General features: G+C 60.2%; 16 protein-coding genes. 5 read left to right on the forward strand and 11 right to left on the reverse strand.

Translation table 11 applies throughout. The features are described 5' to 3' along the window. Positions 1-247: 247 nt before the first annotated feature. Together lon and ABEH28_RS18130 are read left to right on the forward strand one after the other, a co-directional pair. Complete coding sequence (gene lon / locus ABEH28_RS18125) at positions 248-2,665, forward strand: endopeptidase La (protein WP_192171624.1); 2,418 nt, start codon at positions 248-250, stop codon at positions 2,663-2,665. A gap of 129 nt (positions 2,666-2,794) precedes the next feature. Next, on the forward strand, positions 2,795-3,187 hold the full coding sequence (locus tag ABEH28_RS18130) for a protease inhibitor I42 family protein (protein WP_192171625.1): 393 nt from the start codon (positions 2,795-2,797) through the stop codon (positions 3,185-3,187). An 87-nt stretch (positions 3,188-3,274) separates the two neighbouring features. Here the strand turns inward: ABEH28_RS18130 and ABEH28_RS18135 are convergent, their stop codons facing one another. Then, positions 3,275-5,071 carry a methyl-accepting chemotaxis protein gene (locus tag ABEH28_RS18135; protein ID WP_192171626.1) on the reverse strand — a complete coding sequence of 599 codons (1,797 nt, stop codon included), beginning with the start codon at positions 5,069-5,071 and terminating at the stop codon, positions 3,275-3,277. Positions 5,072-5,288: 217 nt separating this feature from the next. Here ABEH28_RS18135 and ABEH28_RS18140 point away from each other — a divergent pair, with 217 nt between their 5' ends. From ABEH28_RS18140 to cmoB, 3 genes are all read left to right on the forward strand, one after another. Beyond that, on the forward strand, positions 5,289-7,409 hold the full coding sequence (locus ABEH28_RS18140) for a TonB-dependent siderophore receptor (protein ID WP_346630738.1): 2,121 nt from the start codon (positions 5,289-5,291) through the stop codon (positions 7,407-7,409). Positions 7,410-7,564: 155 nt separating this feature from the next. After that, positions 7,565-8,308: a carboxy-S-adenosyl-L-methionine synthase CmoA gene (gene cmoA, locus ABEH28_RS18145; protein WP_192171628.1), complete on the forward strand. Its 744-nt coding sequence runs from the start codon at positions 7,565-7,567 to the stop codon at positions 8,306-8,308. After that, positions 8,305-9,264: a tRNA 5-methoxyuridine(34)/uridine 5-oxyacetic acid(34) synthase CmoB gene (gene cmoB / locus ABEH28_RS18150; protein ID WP_192171629.1), complete on the forward strand. Its 960-nt coding sequence runs from the start codon at positions 8,305-8,307 to the stop codon at positions 9,262-9,264. Before cmoA ends, cmoB begins: the two co-directional genes overlap by 4 nt. Before the next feature lie 236 nt (positions 9,265-9,500). Here the strand turns inward: cmoB and pdxJ are convergent, their stop codons facing one another. The 10 genes from pdxJ to ABEH28_RS18200 form a co-directional block, all read right to left on the reverse strand. Next, entirely contained in the window at positions 9,501-10,256 is a 756-nt protein-coding gene (gene pdxJ, locus ABEH28_RS18155; protein ID WP_192171630.1) for a pyridoxine 5'-phosphate synthase, read from the reverse strand. Between the two features lie 90 nt (positions 10,257-10,346). After that, the gene (gene recO / locus ABEH28_RS18160; protein WP_192171631.1) at positions 10,347-11,036 is read right to left on the reverse strand and encodes a DNA repair protein RecO; all 690 of its coding nucleotides are present in this window, start codon (positions 11,034-11,036) and stop codon (positions 10,347-10,349) included. A 202-nt stretch (positions 11,037-11,238) separates the two neighbouring features. Then, a complete protein-coding gene (gene era, locus ABEH28_RS18165; protein ID WP_065992456.1) occupies positions 11,239-12,141 on the reverse strand; it encodes a GTPase Era in 903 nt (300 codons plus the stop codon). Continuing rightward, positions 12,134-12,823 (reverse strand): ribonuclease III, encoded by a 690-nt coding sequence (gene rnc, locus ABEH28_RS18170; RefSeq protein ID WP_037014347.1) that lies wholly within the window; start codon positions 12,821-12,823, stop codon positions 12,134-12,136. The genes era and rnc overlap by 8 nt, the downstream gene beginning before the upstream one ends. Beyond that, the gene (locus ABEH28_RS18175) at positions 12,820-13,197 is read right to left on the reverse strand and encodes a DUF4845 domain-containing protein (RefSeq protein ID WP_192171633.1); all 378 of its coding nucleotides are present in this window, start codon (positions 13,195-13,197) and stop codon (positions 12,820-12,822) included. Before ABEH28_RS18175 ends, rnc begins: the two co-directional genes overlap by 4 nt. Before the next feature lie 100 nt (positions 13,198-13,297). Next, positions 13,298-14,152: a signal peptidase I gene (lepB, locus tag ABEH28_RS18180; protein WP_192171634.1), complete on the reverse strand. Its 855-nt coding sequence runs from the start codon at positions 14,150-14,152 to the stop codon at positions 13,298-13,300. A 9-nt stretch (positions 14,153-14,161) separates the two neighbouring features. Next, positions 14,162-15,958, reverse strand: coding sequence for a translation elongation factor 4 (gene lepA / locus ABEH28_RS18185; protein ID WP_192171635.1), 1,797 nt, complete (start codon positions 15,956-15,958; stop codon positions 14,162-14,164). 169 nt (positions 15,959-16,127) lie between these two features. Continuing rightward, the gene (locus tag ABEH28_RS18190) at positions 16,128-17,558 is read right to left on the reverse strand and encodes a DegQ family serine endoprotease (protein ID WP_192171884.1); all 1,431 of its coding nucleotides are present in this window, start codon (positions 17,556-17,558) and stop codon (positions 16,128-16,130) included. A 298-nt stretch (positions 17,559-17,856) separates the two neighbouring features. Further along, on the reverse strand, positions 17,857-18,819 hold the full coding sequence (locus ABEH28_RS18195; RefSeq protein ID WP_346630739.1) for a MucB/RseB C-terminal domain-containing protein: 963 nt from the start codon (positions 18,817-18,819) through the stop codon (positions 17,857-17,859). Positions 18,820-18,827: 8 nt separating this feature from the next. Next, positions 18,828-19,415: an anti sigma-E factor RseA C-terminal domain-containing protein gene (locus tag ABEH28_RS18200; protein ID WP_346630740.1), complete on the reverse strand. Its 588-nt coding sequence runs from the start codon at positions 19,413-19,415 to the stop codon at positions 18,828-18,830. Positions 19,416-19,444: the final 29 nt, after the last annotated feature.

Genomic DNA, 19,444 nt, shown 5'->3' on the forward strand with positions numbered 1-19,444 from the left:
GACAGCGAGGCCCGCAAAGAGAGCCTACTTGGCGATGATTTCCAGCGTAGCCCACGGATCGGAGGTCGGCGATATCAGACGGTCTTCCGGCAAAGCACATGGCCATCATCTATTTGAGGCCACGGCCTGGCGCAACGCCACATATGCTTTTAAATCGGTCTGCTTAGTCATTGCTATCGACCGGCGCTATTGAAACCTGAGGCCTTGCGCCCCATCTAAGGCTCATCTCCATTTATGCAGGTGCCCCATGAGCGACCAGCAGTCCGACGCCAACCAGCCGCACCCCGACGACGATCATGAGCACGAAATCCTCGGCTCCGACAACAAGCGCCTCGCCCTGCCCGGCCAGAACCTGCCGGATCAGGTGTACATCATCCCGATCCACAACCGTCCGTTCTTCCCCGCGCAAGTGCTGCCGGTCATCGTCAATGAAGAGCCCTGGGCCGAAACGCTGGAGCTGGTCAGCAAGTCTGATCACCACTCGCTGGCGCTGTTTTTCATGGACACCCCGCCCGACGACCCCCGTCATTTCGACACCAAGGCGTTGCCGGAGTACGGCACGCTGGTCAAGGTGCACCACGCCAGCCGTGAAAACGGCAAGCTGCAGTTCGTCGCCCAGGGCCTGAGCCGTGTGCGCATCAAGACCTGGCTCAAGCACCATCGTCCGCCGTTTCTGGTGGAGGTCGAATACCCGCACCAGCCCAACGAGCCGACCGACGAGGTCAAGGCCTACGGCATGGCGCTGATCAACGCGATCAAGGAACTGCTGCCGCTCAACCCGCTGTACAGCGAAGAGTTGAAGAACTACCTCAATCGCTTCAGCCCCAACGATCCTTCCCCGCTGACCGATTTCGCAGCCGCCCTGACCTCCGCCACGGGCGTCGAATTGCAGCAGGTGCTCGATTGCGTGCCCGTGCTCAAGCGCATGGAAAAAGTCCTGCCGATGCTGCGCAAGGAAGTCGAAGTCGCGCGCCTGCAGAAAGAAATCTCCGCGGAAGTGAACCGTAAGATCGGCGAGCACCAGCGTGAGTTCTTCCTCAAGGAACAGCTGAAGGTCATCCAGCAGGAACTGGGGCTGACCAAGGACGACCGCAGCGCTGACATCGAACAGTTCGAAGAGCGTCTGGTGGGCAAGACCCTGCCGCCCCAGGCGCGCAAGCGCATCGACGAAGAGATCAACAAGCTCTCGGTGCTGGAAACCGGTTCGCCGGAATACGCCGTCACGCGCAACTACCTGGACTGGGCAAGCGCGGTGCCATGGGGCGTGTTTGGCGACGACAAGCTCGACCTGAAACACGCGCGCAAGGTGCTCGATCAACACCACGCCGGCCTTGATGACATCAAGAGCCGCATTCTCGAATTCCTCGCCGTCGGCGCCTACAAAGGCGAAATCTCCGGCTCCATCGTGCTGCTGGTCGGCCCGCCGGGTGTGGGTAAAACCAGCGTCGGCAAATCGATCGCAGAATCCCTGGGCCGACCGTTCTACCGTTTCAGCGTTGGCGGCATGCGCGACGAGGCTGAGATCAAGGGCCATCGTCGCACCTACATCGGCGCCCAACCGGGCAAACTGGTGCAGGCGCTGAAAGACGTGGAAGTGATGAACCCGGTGATCATGCTCGACGAGATCGACAAGATGGGCCAGAGCTTCCAGGGCGACCCGGCCTCGGCGCTGCTGGAAACCCTGGACCCTGAGCAGAACGTCGAATTCCTCGACCACTACCTCGACCTGCGTCTGGACCTGTCGAAGGTGCTGTTCATCTGCACCGCGAACACCCTGGACTCGATCCCCGGCCCATTGCTGGACCGGATGGAAGTGATTCGCCTGTCCGGCTATATCACCGAAGAAAAGCTCGCCATCGCCAAGCGCCATCTGTGGCCCAAGCAACTGGCCAAGGCCGGCGTGTCGAAAAATAGCCTGATGATCAGCGACAGTGCGTTGCGCGCGGTGATTGAAGGCTATGCGCGGGAAGCCGGTGTGCGGCAGTTGGAAAAACAGCTGGGCAAACTGGTGCGCAAGGCCGTGGTCAAGCTGCTGGACAACCCGGACACCGTGGTCAAGATCGGCCCGAAAGAGCTGGAAGCTTCGCTGGGCATGGCGGTGTTCCGCAACGAGCAAGTGTTGTCGGGCACCGGCGTGATTACCGGCCTGGCCTGGACCAGCATGGGTGGCGCGACGCTGCCGATCGAAGCGACCCGCATCCATACGCTCAACCGCGGCTTCAAGCTCACCGGCCAGCTGGGCGACGTGATGAAGGAATCTGCAGAAATCGCCTACAGCTACGTCAGCTCCAACCTGGCGAAGTTTGGCGGCGACAAAACCTTCTTCGACGAAGCCTTCGTTCACCTTCACGTGCCGGAAGGTGCGACGCCGAAAGACGGGCCAAGTGCCGGTGTGACCATGGCCAGCGCGCTGCTGTCGCTGGCGCGTAACCAGGCGCCGAAAAAAGGCGTGGCGATGACCGGCGAACTGACCCTGACCGGGCACGTACTGCCGATTGGCGGCGTGCGGGAGAAAGTCATTGCGGCGCGGCGCCAGAAGATCTACGAGCTGATCCTCCCGGAAGCCAACCGTGGCAACTTCGAAGAGCTGCCGGATTACCTGAAAGAAGGCATTACCGCGCACTTCGCCAAACGCTTTGCGGATGTGGCGAAGATATTGTTCTAAGACGGACCTCGCCTCAACGTGTGGGGGCGCCACCCTGGCCGCCCTCACACATCTTGTGCGGCCCACCTGATTAGCATCTCTCCCGTCTTCGGTTATGCTCCGCCCATGTTGCCTATGACCGGAGCCTTCATGACCGCTGCCCGCTTGCTCGTCCCGCTCAGCCTCACCCTGCTTGCCGCTTGCGCCCAGGCGCCAAAACAGATCGTCTCCCTGGACGATCAGCAAGACTGTCCCCTTTCTCTCAAAACCGGCCAGACCCTCATGCTGATGCTGCCCAGCAACCCCACGACCGGGCACCGCTGGCTGATGCAAAACCCTGCGCCGTCGATTCTGAGCAGCCTGGGGCCCGAGGTGTTCAATGCCTCCAAAGACGTAGGTTTGGTCGGTGAAGGTGGTCAGTCGGTCTGGCGCTACCGAGCCGCCAATCCGGGCACGGGCCACCTGATGATGGTCTACCAACAACCCTGGGCGCCGGAAGTGGCGCCAGCGCGCACCTTCGACTGCGTCATTACGGTGAACTGATCGCCCGCCCATTCCACGGCCGCCCGCGCAGAAAAATCCTTGCAGGCGAAGGGCTGATCAGTCGCTGAGCACTGGCATGAACCTCTGTCACTCGGCCAGTAATTGCGCAGCGTCGAAGCCCATGCGCAAGTTGCCCCAATGACGGCCTTCGAAGAAGAACGGCACGTCAATTTCGGTCATGATTTCGCCGGTGTCGCGCAGGTAGGTTTGCAGCAGGAAGCGCTGTTGATTAGCGGCTGCGCGCAGGCCGATGGGGTCAGCGAACATGCGCTTGTTCCGGCACACCGGAAGGTCGATAGCTCGGTCGCCCGTAGGTTTTTTCGACACCCAGCTGTTGTTCACCGGGCAGTAACCCTTGCTGTCGACGATGAAGGTGACCTTTCCGCCCCGCGTGCCTTTGGTGAGCGCGTCGCACTCCTCCTGACAGATCTGCGCGAAGCGCTCGGTGTAGCTGGTCGTGTATTGCTTGGGATCAGTCCCGGGAATCAATTTGTAGTTCTGATCGAACAGGTTGACGCCCTCACGTTGCAGCGCGGCCAGACGCACCTGGAGCCGGTCGCGGCAATGACTGGCGCGGGTAATGCCAGCGTCCAGCGCGCCATGCCCGAGGACAAACCGGCCCAGCAGCGCCTGAACCTTTTCCGCCACGCCCGACAGGTCTCGGGTGGCCGTGGCCGAATGCTGCATGCGCTGGTCGATGGACTGGCTGTCCGCATGAATCTGCGTGACGCGGTCGTTGATGCCGGTGTTGCTGTCGGCAAACTGCTGGATGTGCGAGGCGATGTCCTCAAGCTTCGTGTGGGTGGATTCGAAGTCGCCGATCATGCTCTCGAAATGCCCAGACGCGCGCTCGACCACTTTCTGGGTCTCCCGGGCGCTGTGGCTGATCTGGGTGGTTTGCTCGTGGGTCGAGCTCACCTCCAGCAACATGGCGTCGATGTTCTGGGAAATGTCCTCGGTGGCGCGGCTGACGTTCTGGGCGAGGGTCCGGACTTCGTCGGCAACCACCGCGAAACCACGCCCGCTCTCCCCTGCACGCGCCGCCTCGATCGCCGCGTTGAGCGCCAGAAGATTGGTCTGGGAGGAGATTTGTTGAATCAATCCGACAATGGATTTGATGCTCGACGAACGTTGGTTCAGCGCCGAAACCAGGGTGCCGAACTCATTCAGGCTGCTGGAAATCTCACTGATGTTGCCGGTCACTTCCAGCAGTTCAGTGTAGGAGTCGCGGGCCATGCTGAGGTTCTGCGCGGTGGTCCCGGAAATGCCCTGAGTCTGCCGGGACACCTCGGCAATCCGCCCCACTGCGTCGTTGCTCTGCTCCATGACTTCCTTGGCGAAGCGCGCCTGATGGGTCGCGCTGTCGCTGGAATCGCTGATATTTTTCAGCGAGCGCGCGGACTCCACGGCAATGTGCACGGTCAACGCCTGAACGCTGCTGATGATCTCCCGCTGTTTGGCCAGAAACCGGTTGCAGGTACTCGCCAGCACGCGAATTTCATCGTGGGTCAACAGCGGCAAGTCCTTGGACAGGTCGCCCTCCCCGTTGGCAATGCCTTCCAGCGCCAAGCTCATCTGGGTCACCGGCCGCACGATCAAGTGCCGGAAATACCAGACCATGAAGCTGACCAGACACAGGGTAAACAGCGTGCTGCCCAGAATGGCGTTGCTCAGCACATCGAGTTTCCCCTCGATCATGCTTAGCGTCTCCGCCGGCAACTGCGCGCCGCGCAACTGCAGAAGGATGTCCGCGCGCAGGCTCACGGCCACCCAGTACACCACGGCGCTCACCACCACGATCAGAAAAAGGCTCGACAGCTTCTTGGTCAAAGAATTGAAAAACTGCCTTTCGATGGACTCGTACAACGCCTTGAACGCATGCATGCCACGGTTCCCTGTGCCAGTAATGAAATGAGTTGCGAATTAAGGTGTTTCGACTGCCGGGGGGAAAGCTTTAACGCTGCGGGGGGAAGGCACCCGGTCATGGCCAGCGTTGCAGCCAACACCGACGAATGGAATAAATGACATTGATTCTCAATTGCTACTTGCCGATAATTGAGAACCATCACCATTTGTTACATTCGCCGGAGCGTTGCCCGCCATGCGTCACTCGATCCCCTTTTGCCCAAAGGCCCTTTCGTTAATCGCCCTGAGCGTGCTCAACACAGCGAATGCCGAAGAGACAGCGCTCAGCCTGCCGGCCACTGACGTGACGTCAACCGCCACCTACGGCGACACCGGCAACCCGCAGGGCTACCAGGGCAAGCCCAGCAGCACCACCACCCGGCTGGACCTGACCAACCAGGAAACGCCCCAGGGTGTGACCAACATCAAACGCGAGCAAATGGATGACTTCAAGCTCAACAGCATCCGCGATGTGTTGACCAGCACCCCCGGCGTCAACGTGCAGAAAGTCGAAACAGACCGCACCTACTTCACCGCGCGCGGTTTCGACATCAACAACTTCCAGTACGACGGCACGGCGATGCCGATGACCAATGGGTTGCTGGTGGGCGATATCGACCTGGCGCCCTACGAACAGGTCGATATCGTTCACGGCGCCAACGGGTTGATGTCCGGGGCCGGCAACCCCTCGGCCACGGTCAACTTCATCCGCAAACGCCCGACTTACGATCCCCAGGCAAAGATCGACGTGACCGCCGGTTCCTGGGACAAACGCCGGGTGGACATCGACGTCTCCGGCCCCCTGACCGACTCGGGCAACGTGCGGGGGCGCGTCATCTACGCCAACGAAAACGGCAACTCATACCTTGATCGCTACTCCCGCGAGAAGAACATCTTCAGCGGTCTGCTGGCATTCGACCTGAGCGACAGCGACACGCTGACCCTTGGTTACGAGGACCAGAAAACCAACGCCAATGGCTCAAGCTGGGGCGCACTGCCGTTGGTCGATGGCAATGGCAACTCCATTCATTACAGCAGCACCCATTCCAATATTTCCCAGCCGTGGGTGCATTGGGACGTTCACACGCAACGTGCGTTTGCCGAGTGGGAGCACACCTTCGCCAACGACTGGAAGTCGAAGCTGACCGTCGCCGGCGCCGAGCACCGCGAAGACACCGAGATGTTCTACATGTACGGCGACAGCACTTCACCCACCGGTTACACCGGACTGGGCTCCAAGTACAAAGACAAGAACCTCGAACTCAGTGGCGATTACTCGCTGAGCGGCCCCTTCATGCTCGGCGGTCGGGAACATCAACTCACGCTGGGGGCGAACGCTGCACGCCAGCGCAATCGCGAATCCTCGCAGTACGGTGACGTCCTCAACTACTCGCCTGTGACCCTTGAAGATGCGCTGCATGGCTACCTGCCGCAGCCGAATTACGTCGCTGCGTTACCCGCTGCGACCTCGAACTACACCGATCGCCAGAAGAGCGTTTACGCCGGCGCGCGTTTCAGCCTGACCGACGATCTGCATGTGATCACCGGCGCCCGCATGCTCAGCGCGGACAGCAATGGCGACAACTACGACGCGGCGCGAGAGGTGCGCATTCACGGCAAAGTCACGCCGTATGCCGGTATCGTCTACGACCTGACCCCCGAATACGCGCTGTACGCCAGTTACACCGAAGTCTTTAATCCGCAGTATTACCTCGACGGCCAAGGCCGGGTGCTCGATCCGCTTGAAGGCAAAAGCTACGAGGCGGGCATCAAAGGTCAGTTGCTGGACAAGAAGCTCAACGTCAGCGCAGCGGTGTTCCATGCCAAGCAAGACAACGTGCCGGGCAGTTCGACCTATGACGCCAACCTGGGCGGCTATGTCTACGAGGCGATGTCCTACGACAGCAGCGGCCTGGAGCTGGAAGCGTCGGGCGAAGTGGCGCCAGGCCTACAAGTCAACGGCGGGTACACCTACGTCTATATCACCGACGACAACGACAGTCGTGCGCGTAAATTCATCCCGCGCCACGCCCTGACGTCGTCGATGACCTACCAGTTGCCGATGGCACCGAAGGTCAAGGTCGGCGGCAGCCTGAGCTGGCAGAGCAAGACTCAGAACGACGACTCGCCGGTCGCCCGCCAGGACGCCTACGCGCTCATCGGCCTGATGACCCGCTACGACATCGATCAGCACTGGAGCACCCAGCTCAACCTCAACAACCTCACCAACGAGAAATACCAACAGAGCCTTCGCTACAACCAGAGCAACTTCGGCGATCCACGTAACTTCACCGCGTCGGTGAGCTGGAGATACTGAGTTCACTGCTCATGTATCGGCCGCGTGCGGGCAACCAGACGCGGCTTTTTTATGAGCGGATCAGACGTCAGCACACGAGCGATGAGATGAGGTTCCAGCCGAGGGACGGAATTGGCTAAAATGCCGCACTTTTCGCTTCGTACCCCGGAATCGCCGTGAGCCCAGAACCCGACCGCCTATTCGCCCAGCCGCTGCCCCAGGTGCCCGACTTCGCCTTCAACGAAGACGTCGTGCGGGTTTTCCCGGACATGATCAAGCGCTCGGTGCCGGGCTATCCGACCATCGTCGAAAACCTCGGCGTGCTCGCGGCGCAGTTCGCCCAGCCCCACAGCGTGCTCTATGACCTGGGTAGCTCATTGGGCGCCGTCACTCAGGCATTGCGTCGACATGTGCGCACTGAAGATTGTCGGGTGATCGCCATCGACAACTCGTCGGCCATGGTCGAACGCTGCCGCGAGTACCTCAACGCTCAGAACTCGATGTATCAGGAGCTGCTGCCGGTGGAGGTGATCGACGGCGATATCTTGAATCTCGAGTTTCAGCCCGCCTCGGTGGTCGCGCTGAACTTCACCCTGCAATTCATAGCGCCGGAACAACGCCTCGCTCTGCTGACGCGTATCCGCCAGTCGCTGCTGCCCGGCGGCGCGCTGATCGTGTCGGAGAAGCTGCGCTTTGATGACACCGAAGAGCACGCGCTGCTCACCGATCTGCACGTCGCCTTCAAACGCGCCAACGGTTACAGCGAGCTGGAGATTGCGCAGAAACGCAGCGCCATCGAAAACGTGATGAAACCCGACAGCCTTGAGCAACACCGCGAACGCCTGCTGGCCGCCGGTTTCAGCAAAGTCGTGCCCTGGTTCCAGTGCCTTAATTTCGCCTCGTTGATTGCCCTGCCATGATTGATCTCGCTCCCCTGGTCCGCCGTCTGGCGGGCACGCCACTGTATGCCTGGGCCCAAGGCCTGCAGGCGCAACTCGACGCGAAGATGGAAAAGGGTCATGGCGACCTCGAACGCTGGCAAGGCGCGCTCAATGCCTTGCCAAACCTGACGCCAAGCCGCATCGAGCTGAAGAACGATTTCATCCTCGACGCCGACTGCGATGACGCCACCCGCGAGCAGACTCGCGCCGCGCTGATGGGCCTGTCGCCGTGGCGCAAAGGGCCCTTTGATGTGTTCGGCGTGCACGTCGACACCGAATGGCGCTCGGACTGGAAATGGTCGCGGGTGTCGCCGCACCTTGATCTGAAAGGCAAGCGCGTTCTGGACGTCGGCTGCGGCAACGGCTATTACCAGTGGCGCATGCTGGGCGCTGGCGCCGACAGCGTGATTGGCGTCGATCCCAACTGGCTGTTCTTCTGCCAGTTCCAGGCCATGCGGCGCTACCTGCCGGACCTGCCGGCGTGGCACCTGCCGTTCACCCTGGAAGATCTGCCGGCGCGGCTTGAAGGATTCGACACGGTGTTTTCCATGGGCGTGCTCTATCACCGCAAATCGCCCGTCGATCACCTTCTGGCGCTGAAGGACTGCCTGGTCAAAGGCGGCGAGCTGGTATTGGAAACCATGGTGGTGGAAGGCGACGCGAATCAGGTGCTGGTGCCGGAAGACCGCTACTCGCAGATGCGCAACGTGTGGTTCCTGCCGTCAGTGCCCGCGCTGGAACTGTGGCTGCGCCGCGCGGGCTTTGTGGATGTGCGCTGTGTCGACGTCAGCACCACCACGGTGGAAGAACAACGCGGCACCGACTGGATGCGCTTTCAGTCGTTGAGCGACTTCCTCGATCCGGCGGACCACAGCAAAACCGTGGAAGGCCTGCCGGCGCCGCGGCGTGCGGTGATTGTGGGGCGCAAGCCGTAACCCGACAAAAGCGCTATTGCGCGCGCTCATTGAACATGACAACACCGCAGATGTCAGTGCGGACAAATCACCCGTGGGAGCGACCGGGGTGGCGCTCCACCTTGCTCGCGAAGGCATTCTGTCTGCCGACATAGTGAGTGAGAGTGCCGGCCTATTCGCGAGCAAGCTCGCTCCCACAAAGTTTGTGTCTGCTGCACGAAAGCGGAGTGTCAAGACGATGCGCAATCCCCTATCTGTCATTTGTCCTGAGCAGAACCCGCCGCTGCCAGAATCAACGCCTTCATCTCTGACACGGCCGACTTGAAGCCGACAAACAAAGCATGGGCCACCAGCGCGTGGCCGATGTTCAGCTCGTTGATGCCCTTGATCGCCGCGACGGCTTCAACGTTGTGATAGTGCAAGCCATGGCCGGCGTTGACGATCAGGCCCTGGGCCAAACCGAAGGCGACACCATCGGCAATGCGCTTTAGCTCTTCGGCGATGGCCGCCGGGGTTTCAGCGTCGGCATAACGGCCCGTGTGCAGCTCGATGGCCGGCGCGCCAACTCGGGCCGACGCTGCGATCTGGCGTTCATCGGCGTCGATGAACAACGAGACTTCGCTGCCGATGGCCGACAACCGCTCCACCGCCACCTTGATGCGCGCTTCCTGACCGGCGACATCCAGCCCGCCCTCGGTGGTCAGTTCCTGACGGGTCTCCGGCACCAGGCAGATATGCGCAGGCCGAATGCGCTCGGCAAACGCCATCATCGCTTCGGTGACGCCCATCTCGAAGTTCATGCGCGTTTGCAGCACGTCTTTCAGCAGCAACACATCGCGCTCCTGAATGTGCCGACGGTCCTCCCGCAAATGCACGGTGATGCCGTCGGCGCCTGCTTCTTCAGCATCCAGCGCTGCCTTGACCGGATCGGGATAGCGCGTCCCGCGGGCCTGACGCAAGGTAGCAACGTGGTCGATGTTCACGCCGAGCAGAATGCGAGTGCTGTGGGTCACGGGGTTCTCCTGATTACTGTGGCGGTGCCAGCCAATGGGTGGCTGATTACGCACGCGAGGAAGGATTTTCTAGGTTTGCGCCGCCGGACGCTAGAGTTTGCGAAACAATTCACGGCTGACCAACGGGCGCCCGCCCAGATGCACGGCCAGGGCCTGGCGCATCAGACGCTTGGCCGCGGACAGCGCGCCCGGCGAACTCCAGTCTGCTTCAGACATCGCCTGCAATTCGGCGCCCTGGAACAATCCGGGCTGAAACAGATAAACCCGCTCAAGGCCGGCATCCACCTGAAGCCGGTACAGGCCATCACTGGCCAGTGGATCGCCGTTGACGTCCGCGTCCAGCGCAAAACCGTAACCGAGATCGTCCAGCAGCCGCCATTCGAACGAGCGCAGCAACGGTTCCAGCGCGCGCCCCTCGGCCAGCGCCACAAGCGTCGCGGCGTAATGTTCGAACACGCCCGGGTGCGGGTCTTCGGCGGGCAGCAGGCGAATCAGCAGCTCATTGAGATAAAGACCGCTGAACAGCGCCTCGCCTTCCAGCCACGTGGCGACGCCAGCGCCTTCCATTCGCCCCACATTCTTCAACTCGCCCCGCCCGCGAAACTCGACTTCCAGCGGCACAAACGGCCGCGCCATCGTCCCCGCCTTCCCCCGCGCGCTGCGCAACACCGCACGCAAGCGACCCTGCGGGGTAATGAAGTCGACCAGCGCGCTGTTTTCGCGGTACGCACGGCTGTGCAGCACATAGGCGAGCTGACCGACGGGAAGGGTTTGTGACATGGCTATCTCGATGAAAGAACGCGGCCGGACGGGCAATCTTAAACGACTGTGGGAGTGAGGTTACTCACAAAAACCCAGCTCCATCCGCTGAATAGTCAGCGGCTGAAGTACCGTCTTCGTGAGCAAGCTCACTCCCACAAGGTTGGATCTGCTGCGCGGCAGTGTGGGATTTCCCCACAGAGCAGCGGTGTCGATCGGCGTCTTACAAGTCGCCGTAACCCAGCGAACGCAACGCGCGCTCGTCATCAGACCAGCCGCCTTTGACCTTGACCCACAGGTTGAGCATGACCTTGGAGTCGAACAGCACTTCCATGTCGCGGCGCGCATCCGAGCCGATACGCTTGATGCGCTCGCCCTTGTCGCCAATGATGATTTTCTTCTGCCCGTCGCGCTCGACCAGAATCAGGGCGTGGATGTGCAGCGTCTTGCCCTGCTGCTTGAATTGTTCGATCTCGACAGTGATCTGATACGGCAGCTCGGCGCCAAGCTGACGCATGATCTTCTCGCGCACCAGTTCCGCGGCGAGAAAACGGCTGCTGCGGTCGGTGATCTGATCTTCCGGGAAGAAATGCTCATTCTCCGGCAGTTGATCGGCGATGACCTTTTCCAGTGCTTCCAGGTTATGCCCCTGCTGCGCCGAGATCGGGATGATCTGTGCGTTCGGCAGCTGCTCCTGCAGCCAGGACAAATGCGGCATCAGCGCGCTCTTGTCTTCGATGCGGTCAGTCTTGTTCAAGGCCACGATCAACGGGCCGGTCACGTACTGCACGCGCTCGAGGACCATCTGGTCTTCTTCGGTCCACTTGGTGCGATCGACCACGAAGATCACCACGTCGACGTCTTTCAACGCTGCCGAAGCGGTCTTGTTCATGTAACGGTTAAGCGCTTTGTCGCTGTTTTTGTGCATGCCGGGCGTATCGACGTAAACCGCCTGTACGGCGCCTTCAGTCTTGATCCCGAGCATGTTGTGCCGGGTCGTCTGCGGCTTGCGCGACGTGATCGCCAGTTTCTGGCCGAGGATGTGGTTCAGCAGCGTCGACTTGCCCACGTTTGGCCGGCCAACAATGGCAACATAGCCACAGCGTGTTGCAGGTGAATCAGTCATTGCCATTCTCCACACCCAGGGCGATTAGGGCTGCAGCCGCTGCTACCTGTTCGGCAATGCGACGGCTGACACCTTGTCCCCGGCTTTTTTCATTCAATAAAGAGATCTCGCATTCGACGAAAAAGATTCGGCAATGCGGCTCGCCCTGGATGTCCACCACTTCATAGCGCGGCAGGTCACAGGCGCGTGACTGAAGGAATTCCTGCAGCCGTGTTTTCGGGTCTTTGTTGGTGTCGACCAGCGTCAGGGTTTCGAACTCGCTAGCCAGCCAGGCCAGTACGCGATCCCTTGCCATGTCCATGCCGGCGTCGAGGTAGATCGCACCGATCAGGGCTTCCAGCGCGTCGGCCAGAATCGACTCCCGGCGAAAGCCGCCGCTCTTCAGCTCACCCGAGCCCAGGCGCAGGTACTCGCCCAGATCAAAACCACGGGCCAGCAGCGCGAGGGTCTCGCCTTTCACGAGGCGGGCACGCAGGCGGGACAACTGACCTTCGCGCGCCTGGGGGAAACGCTCGAACAGCGCTTCGCCGGCGACGAAGTTGAGAATGGCATCACCGAGGAATTCCAGACGCTCGTTGTTGCGTCCGGCAAAGCTGCGGTGGGTCAGGGCCAGGATCATCAGTTCCTGATCCTTGAAGGTATAGCCGAGCTGACGCTCCAGGCGACTTAATGAAACGCTCACGGTTTACCCACGCTGAATTCGTGGTCGAACTTGACCACCAGATCGATGTTCTGGATCAGTGGTTCACGTTTTTCATACTTCAAATGGGCGAGGAACCTGTTGTTCTCCGTCGTCACAGTTAACGCCTTGTTCAAATCCAAATCCCGAATGTTATTAACCAGCATGCCTTTGGCCACGTAGGCGTTAAGGTCACCGGCGTTGGTGATGTCTGCCGTGCGATCAGTGCCGGCACTTTCGATGATTTTCTTCATCGACAGGTAGTCCATGTAGTGCGGCACGATCTTGGCGGCAGCACTTCCGACAAAGGCCAGAATCGCCAGCAACACCAGCCAGCCGATGAACGACAGGCCTTTTTGCGGACCGGCAGACGTCATGGTTGCTTTCAAGAGTAGCCCTTCCCTGTCACCTGCGAGATCGGCCACGCAACATGGCCCTGAATGACATACGGCGCTGCCAGTGGCAGCGCCGCATCGATTACTTGATCAGACCGACTCGCGAGAAGTTCGGAAAGTGGCTGAGCTTGGGTTCAGGCCAGCTCATCCAGACCGCGAAGGCCTTGCCGACGATGTTCTTGTCGGGGACCATGCCCAGCTCGTCCTTGGGAATGTTGGGGTCATCCCAATAACGGCTGTCGTTCGAGTTGTCGCGGTTGTCGCCCATCATGAAGTAGTGGGCGGCCGGAACGGTCCATTCATGGTCAGGGGGCGCGCGGTAGCGGCTCATTTCCTGACGGATCTGGTGTTCCACCTCGCCCAGCTTCTCGTTGTAGAGTTCTGCGCTACCCAGCGTGCCCGGTTCCGAACCGATCAGCTGCTTGGCCACCAACTGACCGTTGATGAACAACTGCTTGTCGTTGGTGTAGCGGATCACATCCCCCGGCAGGCCGACGACTCGCTTGATGTAGTTGACGTTGGGGTCGCTTGGGTAGCGGAACACCATCACGTCGCCACGCTGCGGGTCGCCGACCGGGATGACCTTGAGGTCGATCACCGGCAGGCGGATGCCGTACGAGAACTTGTTCACCAGGATGAAATCGCCCACGTCCAGCGTTGGCTTCATCGAGCCCGAAGGGATCTGGAACGGCTCGACCAGAAACGAGCGAAGCACCAGAACGATGAACAACACCGGAAAGAACGACTTGCCGTACTCGACCAGAAACGGCTCCTTGTTCAACCGCTCCACGACCGCGACATCAGGCTGGCTCACGCTGCCTTGATAGTTCGCAATCGCGTTGCGGCGACGCGGCGCCAATATGACCAGATCGAACAGGGCCAGCAAACCGCAAACAAACACGGCGACGACCAGCAACAGCGGGAAATTTAGTGACATAGGGCCTGACTATTCCAACCTGAGCACTGCAAGGAAGGCTTCCTGTGGAATTTCCACGTTGCCGACCTGCTTCATGCGTTTCTTACCGGCCTTCTGCTTCTCGAGCAGCTTGCGCTTACGGCTGACGTCGCCGCCGTAACATTTGGCCAGTACGTTCTTTCTGAGCGCCTTGACGGTTGTACGCGCGATAATCTGGCCGCCAATCGCAGCCTGGATTGCCACGTCGAACATCTGACGAGGAATCAGTTCTTTCATCTTTTCAGTCAACGCGCGGCCTTTGTAGGCAGCGTTGTCACGGTGCACGATCAGCGCCAGAGCGTCGACCTTGTCGCCGTTGATCATCACGTCCAGACGAACCAGATTGGCCGACTGATAACGATCGAAATGGTAGTCCAGCGAGGCATAGCCACGGCTGGTCGACTTCAGACGGTCGAAGAAGTCCAGAACCACTTCGTTCATCGGCAAATCGTAGGTCACTTGCACCTGAGTACCGAGGAACAGCATGTCGTGCTGAATGCCACGCTTCTCGATACACAGCGTAATGACGTTGCCCAGGTGCTCTTGAGGCACAAGAATGTTCGCCCGCACGATCGGCTCACGCATGTCCTCGATCGTGGACAGGTCTGGCAATTTCGACGGGTTGTCGACGTAAATGGTTTCACCGGACTTCAACAGCAGCTCGAAGATTACCGTCGGTGCGGTGGTGATCAGATCCAGGTCGTACTCGCGCTCGAGGCGCTCCTGGATGATCTCCATGTGCAGCATGCCGAGGAAGCCGCAGCGGAAGCCGAACCCCAGCGCGTCTGAGCTTTCCGGCAGATATTGGAGGGACGAGTCATTCAGCGTCAGCTTCTGCAGCGCGTCGCGGAAATCCTCGAAGTCATCGGAGCTGACCGGGAACAGACCGGCGTAGACCTGCGGCTGGATGCGCTTGAAGCCGGGCAGCACCGGAACGTCCGGCGTAGTGCTCAGGGTCAGGGTGTCGCCCACTGGCGCGCCGTGAATATCCTTGATGCCGGCAATGATGAAGCCCACTTCACCGGCTTTCAGATCGGCGGTGGCGCTGTGCTTGGGATTGAACACGCCCACGCTGTCAACCAGGTGCATCTTGCCGGTCGATTTGACCAGGATTTTGTCGCCCTTCTTGACGCGGCCATGACGCACACGCACCAGGGAAACAACGCCCAGGTAGTTGTCGAACCATGAGTCGATGATCAGCGCTTGCAGCGGGTCTTCGATGTTGCCGGTCGGCGCGGGAATGGTGTGGACCAGACGCTCAAGCACTTCGTCGACACCCAGGCCGGTCTTGGCGCTACAGACCACGGCGTCGGTGGCATCGATGCCGATGATCTTTTCGATTTCTTCCTTGACCCGGTCCGGATCGGCCTGGGGCAGGTCAATCTTGTTCAGGACCGGCATGACTTCCAGGCCCTGTTCGATGGCGGTATAGCAGTTGGCAACGGACTGGGCTTCGACGCCCTGACCGGCATCGACCACCAGCAGCGCGCCTTCACACGCCGCCAGCGAACGGCTGACTTCGTAGGTGAAGTCGACGTGGCCCGGGGTGTCAATGAAGTTGAGCTGGTAGGTGATGCCGTCCTTCGCCTTGTAATAAAGGGTGACGCTGTGGGCTTTGATCGTAATCCCGCGCTCACGCTCCAGGTCCATGGAATCAAGGACCTGAGCTTCCATTTCGCGCTCGGTCAGGCCGCCGCACATCTGGATGAACCGGTCAGCCAGCGTCGACTTGCCATGGTCAATGTGGGCGATGATGGAGAAATTGCGGATATGACTCAAATCACTCACGGATCAACACTCGAAAAAGGTCGCAGGCAGACTGCCCGCCAAAAATAGCCGGGAATTGTACCTGAAGGAACGATCAGGCGTCACGTTCACGCGCAGAGCCTGCGCGCCATGCCCTTCGGGCCACAAAAAAAGGAGCGGTTAAACCGCCCCTTTTTTTATTCCCGACGGGTTATTCCGCCAGCTTGAACGTGATGAACGTCGCACGGCCCTGACGCAGCACGCGCATGGAGACAGAGCGATTCTTCGGCAGGTCCTTGGCCACTTCGGTGAACTGCTTCGACGAAGTGATCGCCTGATTGTTCAGGTGAGTGATGACGTCACCCGCCTGCAAGCCGATCAGCGAAGCCGGACCGTCCTGGACTTCCTTGATGACGACGCCGCCCTTGAGATCCAGCGACTTCATCTGCTCGGCGGTCAGATCGACGACCGAAACGCCCAGACGGTTGCTGCTGCGCTCGACACCGGTGTCGGCTGCGCCCATCTCTTCGCCTTCGGCCGGCAAGGCACCCACGGTCACGGTGAGCTTCTGACGCTTACCATCACGAATCACTTCAAGCTCGGCCTTGCTGCCGTCCTTCAGATTGCCGATCAGGTGAGGCAGGTCTGCGGACATAACGATCGGGGTGCCATTGGCGCTCAGGATCACGTCGCCAACCTGCAGACCGCCTTTGGCGGCGGGGCCATCTTCAAGCACTTGAGCCACCAGCGCACCGGCCGGTTTGTCCAGACCGAAGGATTCGGCCAGGTCTTTGTTCACTTCCTGGATCACAACCCCCAGCCAGCCACGGTTGACCTTGCCGCTGGCCTTGAGCTGGTTGGCAACGTCCATCGCCACGTCGATCGGAATTGCGAACGACAGGCCCATGAAGCCACCGGAACGGGTGAAGATCTGCGAGTTGATCCCCACCACTTCGCCCGCCATGTTGAACAGCGGACCGCCCGAGTTACCCGGGTTGATCGCAACGTCGGTCTGGATGAACGGCACATAAGTGTCATTCGGCAGGCTGCGGCCCTTGGCGCTGACGATGCCTTTGGTGACCGAGTGATCGAAGCCGAACGGCGAACCGATCGCCAGCACCCACTCACCCACTTTCAGCTTGTCGGAGTTACCCAGCTTGACGGTTGGGAGGTCCTTGCCATCGATTTTCAGAACCGCCACGTCGGTCCGTGGATCGGTGCCGATCAGTTTGGCTTTCATCTCACTGCGATCTGAAAGACGCACAAGGATTTCGTCGGCACCGTCAATCACGTGGTTGTTGGTCAGGATGAAACCGTCCGCGGAAATGATGAAGCCCGAGCCGAGTGACTGCGCCTCACGCTGGCGATCACCCTTGCCGCCTCCTGGCGCACGGGAGCCTGGTGGCGTGCTGCGCTCGAGGAATTCGCGCAGCATCGGTGGCAGGCCTTCCAGATCAGGCATCTGACCCTGGGCAACCGCGCGGTCCGGCAGCTTCTGCCGCGTACTGATGTTGACGACTGCGGGGGAAGCCTGCTCCACCAGAGAGGTGAAGTCCGGCAAGGCTTCGGCCTGAGCGGTGACGACCTGTCCGAGCATCAGCACAGCGGCCATCCAGGCCAGGTAAGGTTTCAAGCGTGGTATCGACATATGGCTCCCGTTTACAACGAGCATGGTTAAGCGGTACGAGCCCGCAGGCTCGCGAAGCATCTGTGCGTCGCGACTTCCCGCGACACCTGTATCTGCTCCAGTTTCCTGGACCCTGAAACAACAAAGGCCACAGCTGTGAAGCTGTGACCTATAGAAAAAAACACATCCGATTGCAACCGACAAAGCGCACCAAACATTTCAGCACTACCAGTGAAGCCCATATTTAAAGGCTTGTGAACGTGAAACGACCAAATGAAACCTTTTTCATCGTGGCCATCACCGGTGCGCCGAATCAGTTTTTGCTCGTAGCCGCAGCATCGTCCCTCATGGACAGCGCGATGCGCTCGGCCGTCCCGATCGGGATCTCGCCCACCACAGTCACCATGGCATCACCCTTCTGCGTGGTTACGCGACGGGAAACAGCAACGGTCGGGCCCAGCTGAGTACGAATATCGGTCACGGCCGCACCGCTGACCGGCTCGACGAATACCGAGAATCGAGCCAGGCCATCGTCATACATCAGGCTCGTTACCAGACTCTTGGAATCCGGGTCCTTGCGTGCCGCAGCGCTGCTCAAGTCAAAACCCGGCGGCAGCCAGTCGGACCGCCACGCGACCTTTTGCTTGGGCGAATCAGTATTTGCTTTGACCACTTCGACCGGCTTGCAGTCAGCACCGGTGGCGAGCATCTGATCAGTCAGCGACTGCGAGGTATTGAGGTCAGTGAACTGAAAACGCTCGAGCAACTGGCCCTTGTCGCTGAGCAACAACGACTTGAGGGGCAAGCCGGTTTCACTGTCGAGGTGCAGTTCAATGCCGTAACGGTGCTGATCCCGGGGAGTCAGCGTCACGACATTGGCGAGACGTCCAGCAACACGCGAAGTGCCTGCCGATTTGATGTCGTACCAGGATGACAACCTGGCAGCATCGAACGCTCGGGCCGGAGAGTCAGGAACGCTGGACACCCCTTCTTCGAGGGTACCGCTAACGCATTGGGTTACCCCATTGACGCGCAGCACTTCCTGAGGAGAGCCATCCAGTTGCAGAAGATGCTCACGAACCTTGCCGTCGGCGACCCGCTGCCAGATTCGGTGAGTGGAGAAACTGCCGTTACGCTCGTAAACGAATGTGCCGGTGTAGCTTTGCTGCTGCTCAGCCTGCGCAAGACGTTTCAGCTGGTCTTGCGCGTCATCGGCATAAGCGGGAAGGACCAGCCATCCACCCAGCAGAAGCGGCAGTAGAGGGATGGCGCGCATGATCCTCCTTAACGGTTTTCCAGGCTTGCAGCGCGAGCGTACGGCAGAGCGCCTTCAGCGCCTTTCATCGCAGCTTGCTGAGCATGTTGACGCAAGTAACCTGGCAGACGCTGGTCATGCCAGCCGGCCTGGTTCTGCAGCACACCGCTTGCCATCGGACCCGGGGACTGTTCGCCCTCGGTGTAGCCCGCCAATACTGCCGGCCCTTTGGCCTGCGGCATTGCGACGTTGCTCGGCTGGGATTGCTGGGCCAGTTGCGCCCCTGCAATTTCGTCCTGATTATACATACGTACACCGGCCAGCACGGCAACCGTTACCGAGGCGGCTACGGCCAGACGGCCCAAGGTGCGCCAAGGACCGCGGCCGGCCTTCAGCGGGCTGACTTCATCAGCGATCCCGGCAGCAACAGCGGCCGAAATATCCAGATGAGGCATCAATAATTCTTTATGCATCGCTGCACGGGCAATCTGATAACGGGACCAGGTGGCTCGTGTGTCCGCATCTTCAATAGCGCTAAGCACGCGACGCAGTTCCAATTCGTCCGCTTCGTTATCCATCACCGCGGACAGCGATTCCTGCAGGGCTTCACGACTCATGGCGGTTCCTCTCTTGTGGCTGTCGCCGC

The organism is Pseudomonas sp. Ps21-P2 (assembly GCF_039672565.1).
In the GTDB taxonomy this organism is placed as follows: Bacteria; Pseudomonadota; Gammaproteobacteria; order Pseudomonadales; family Pseudomonadaceae; genus Aquipseudomonas.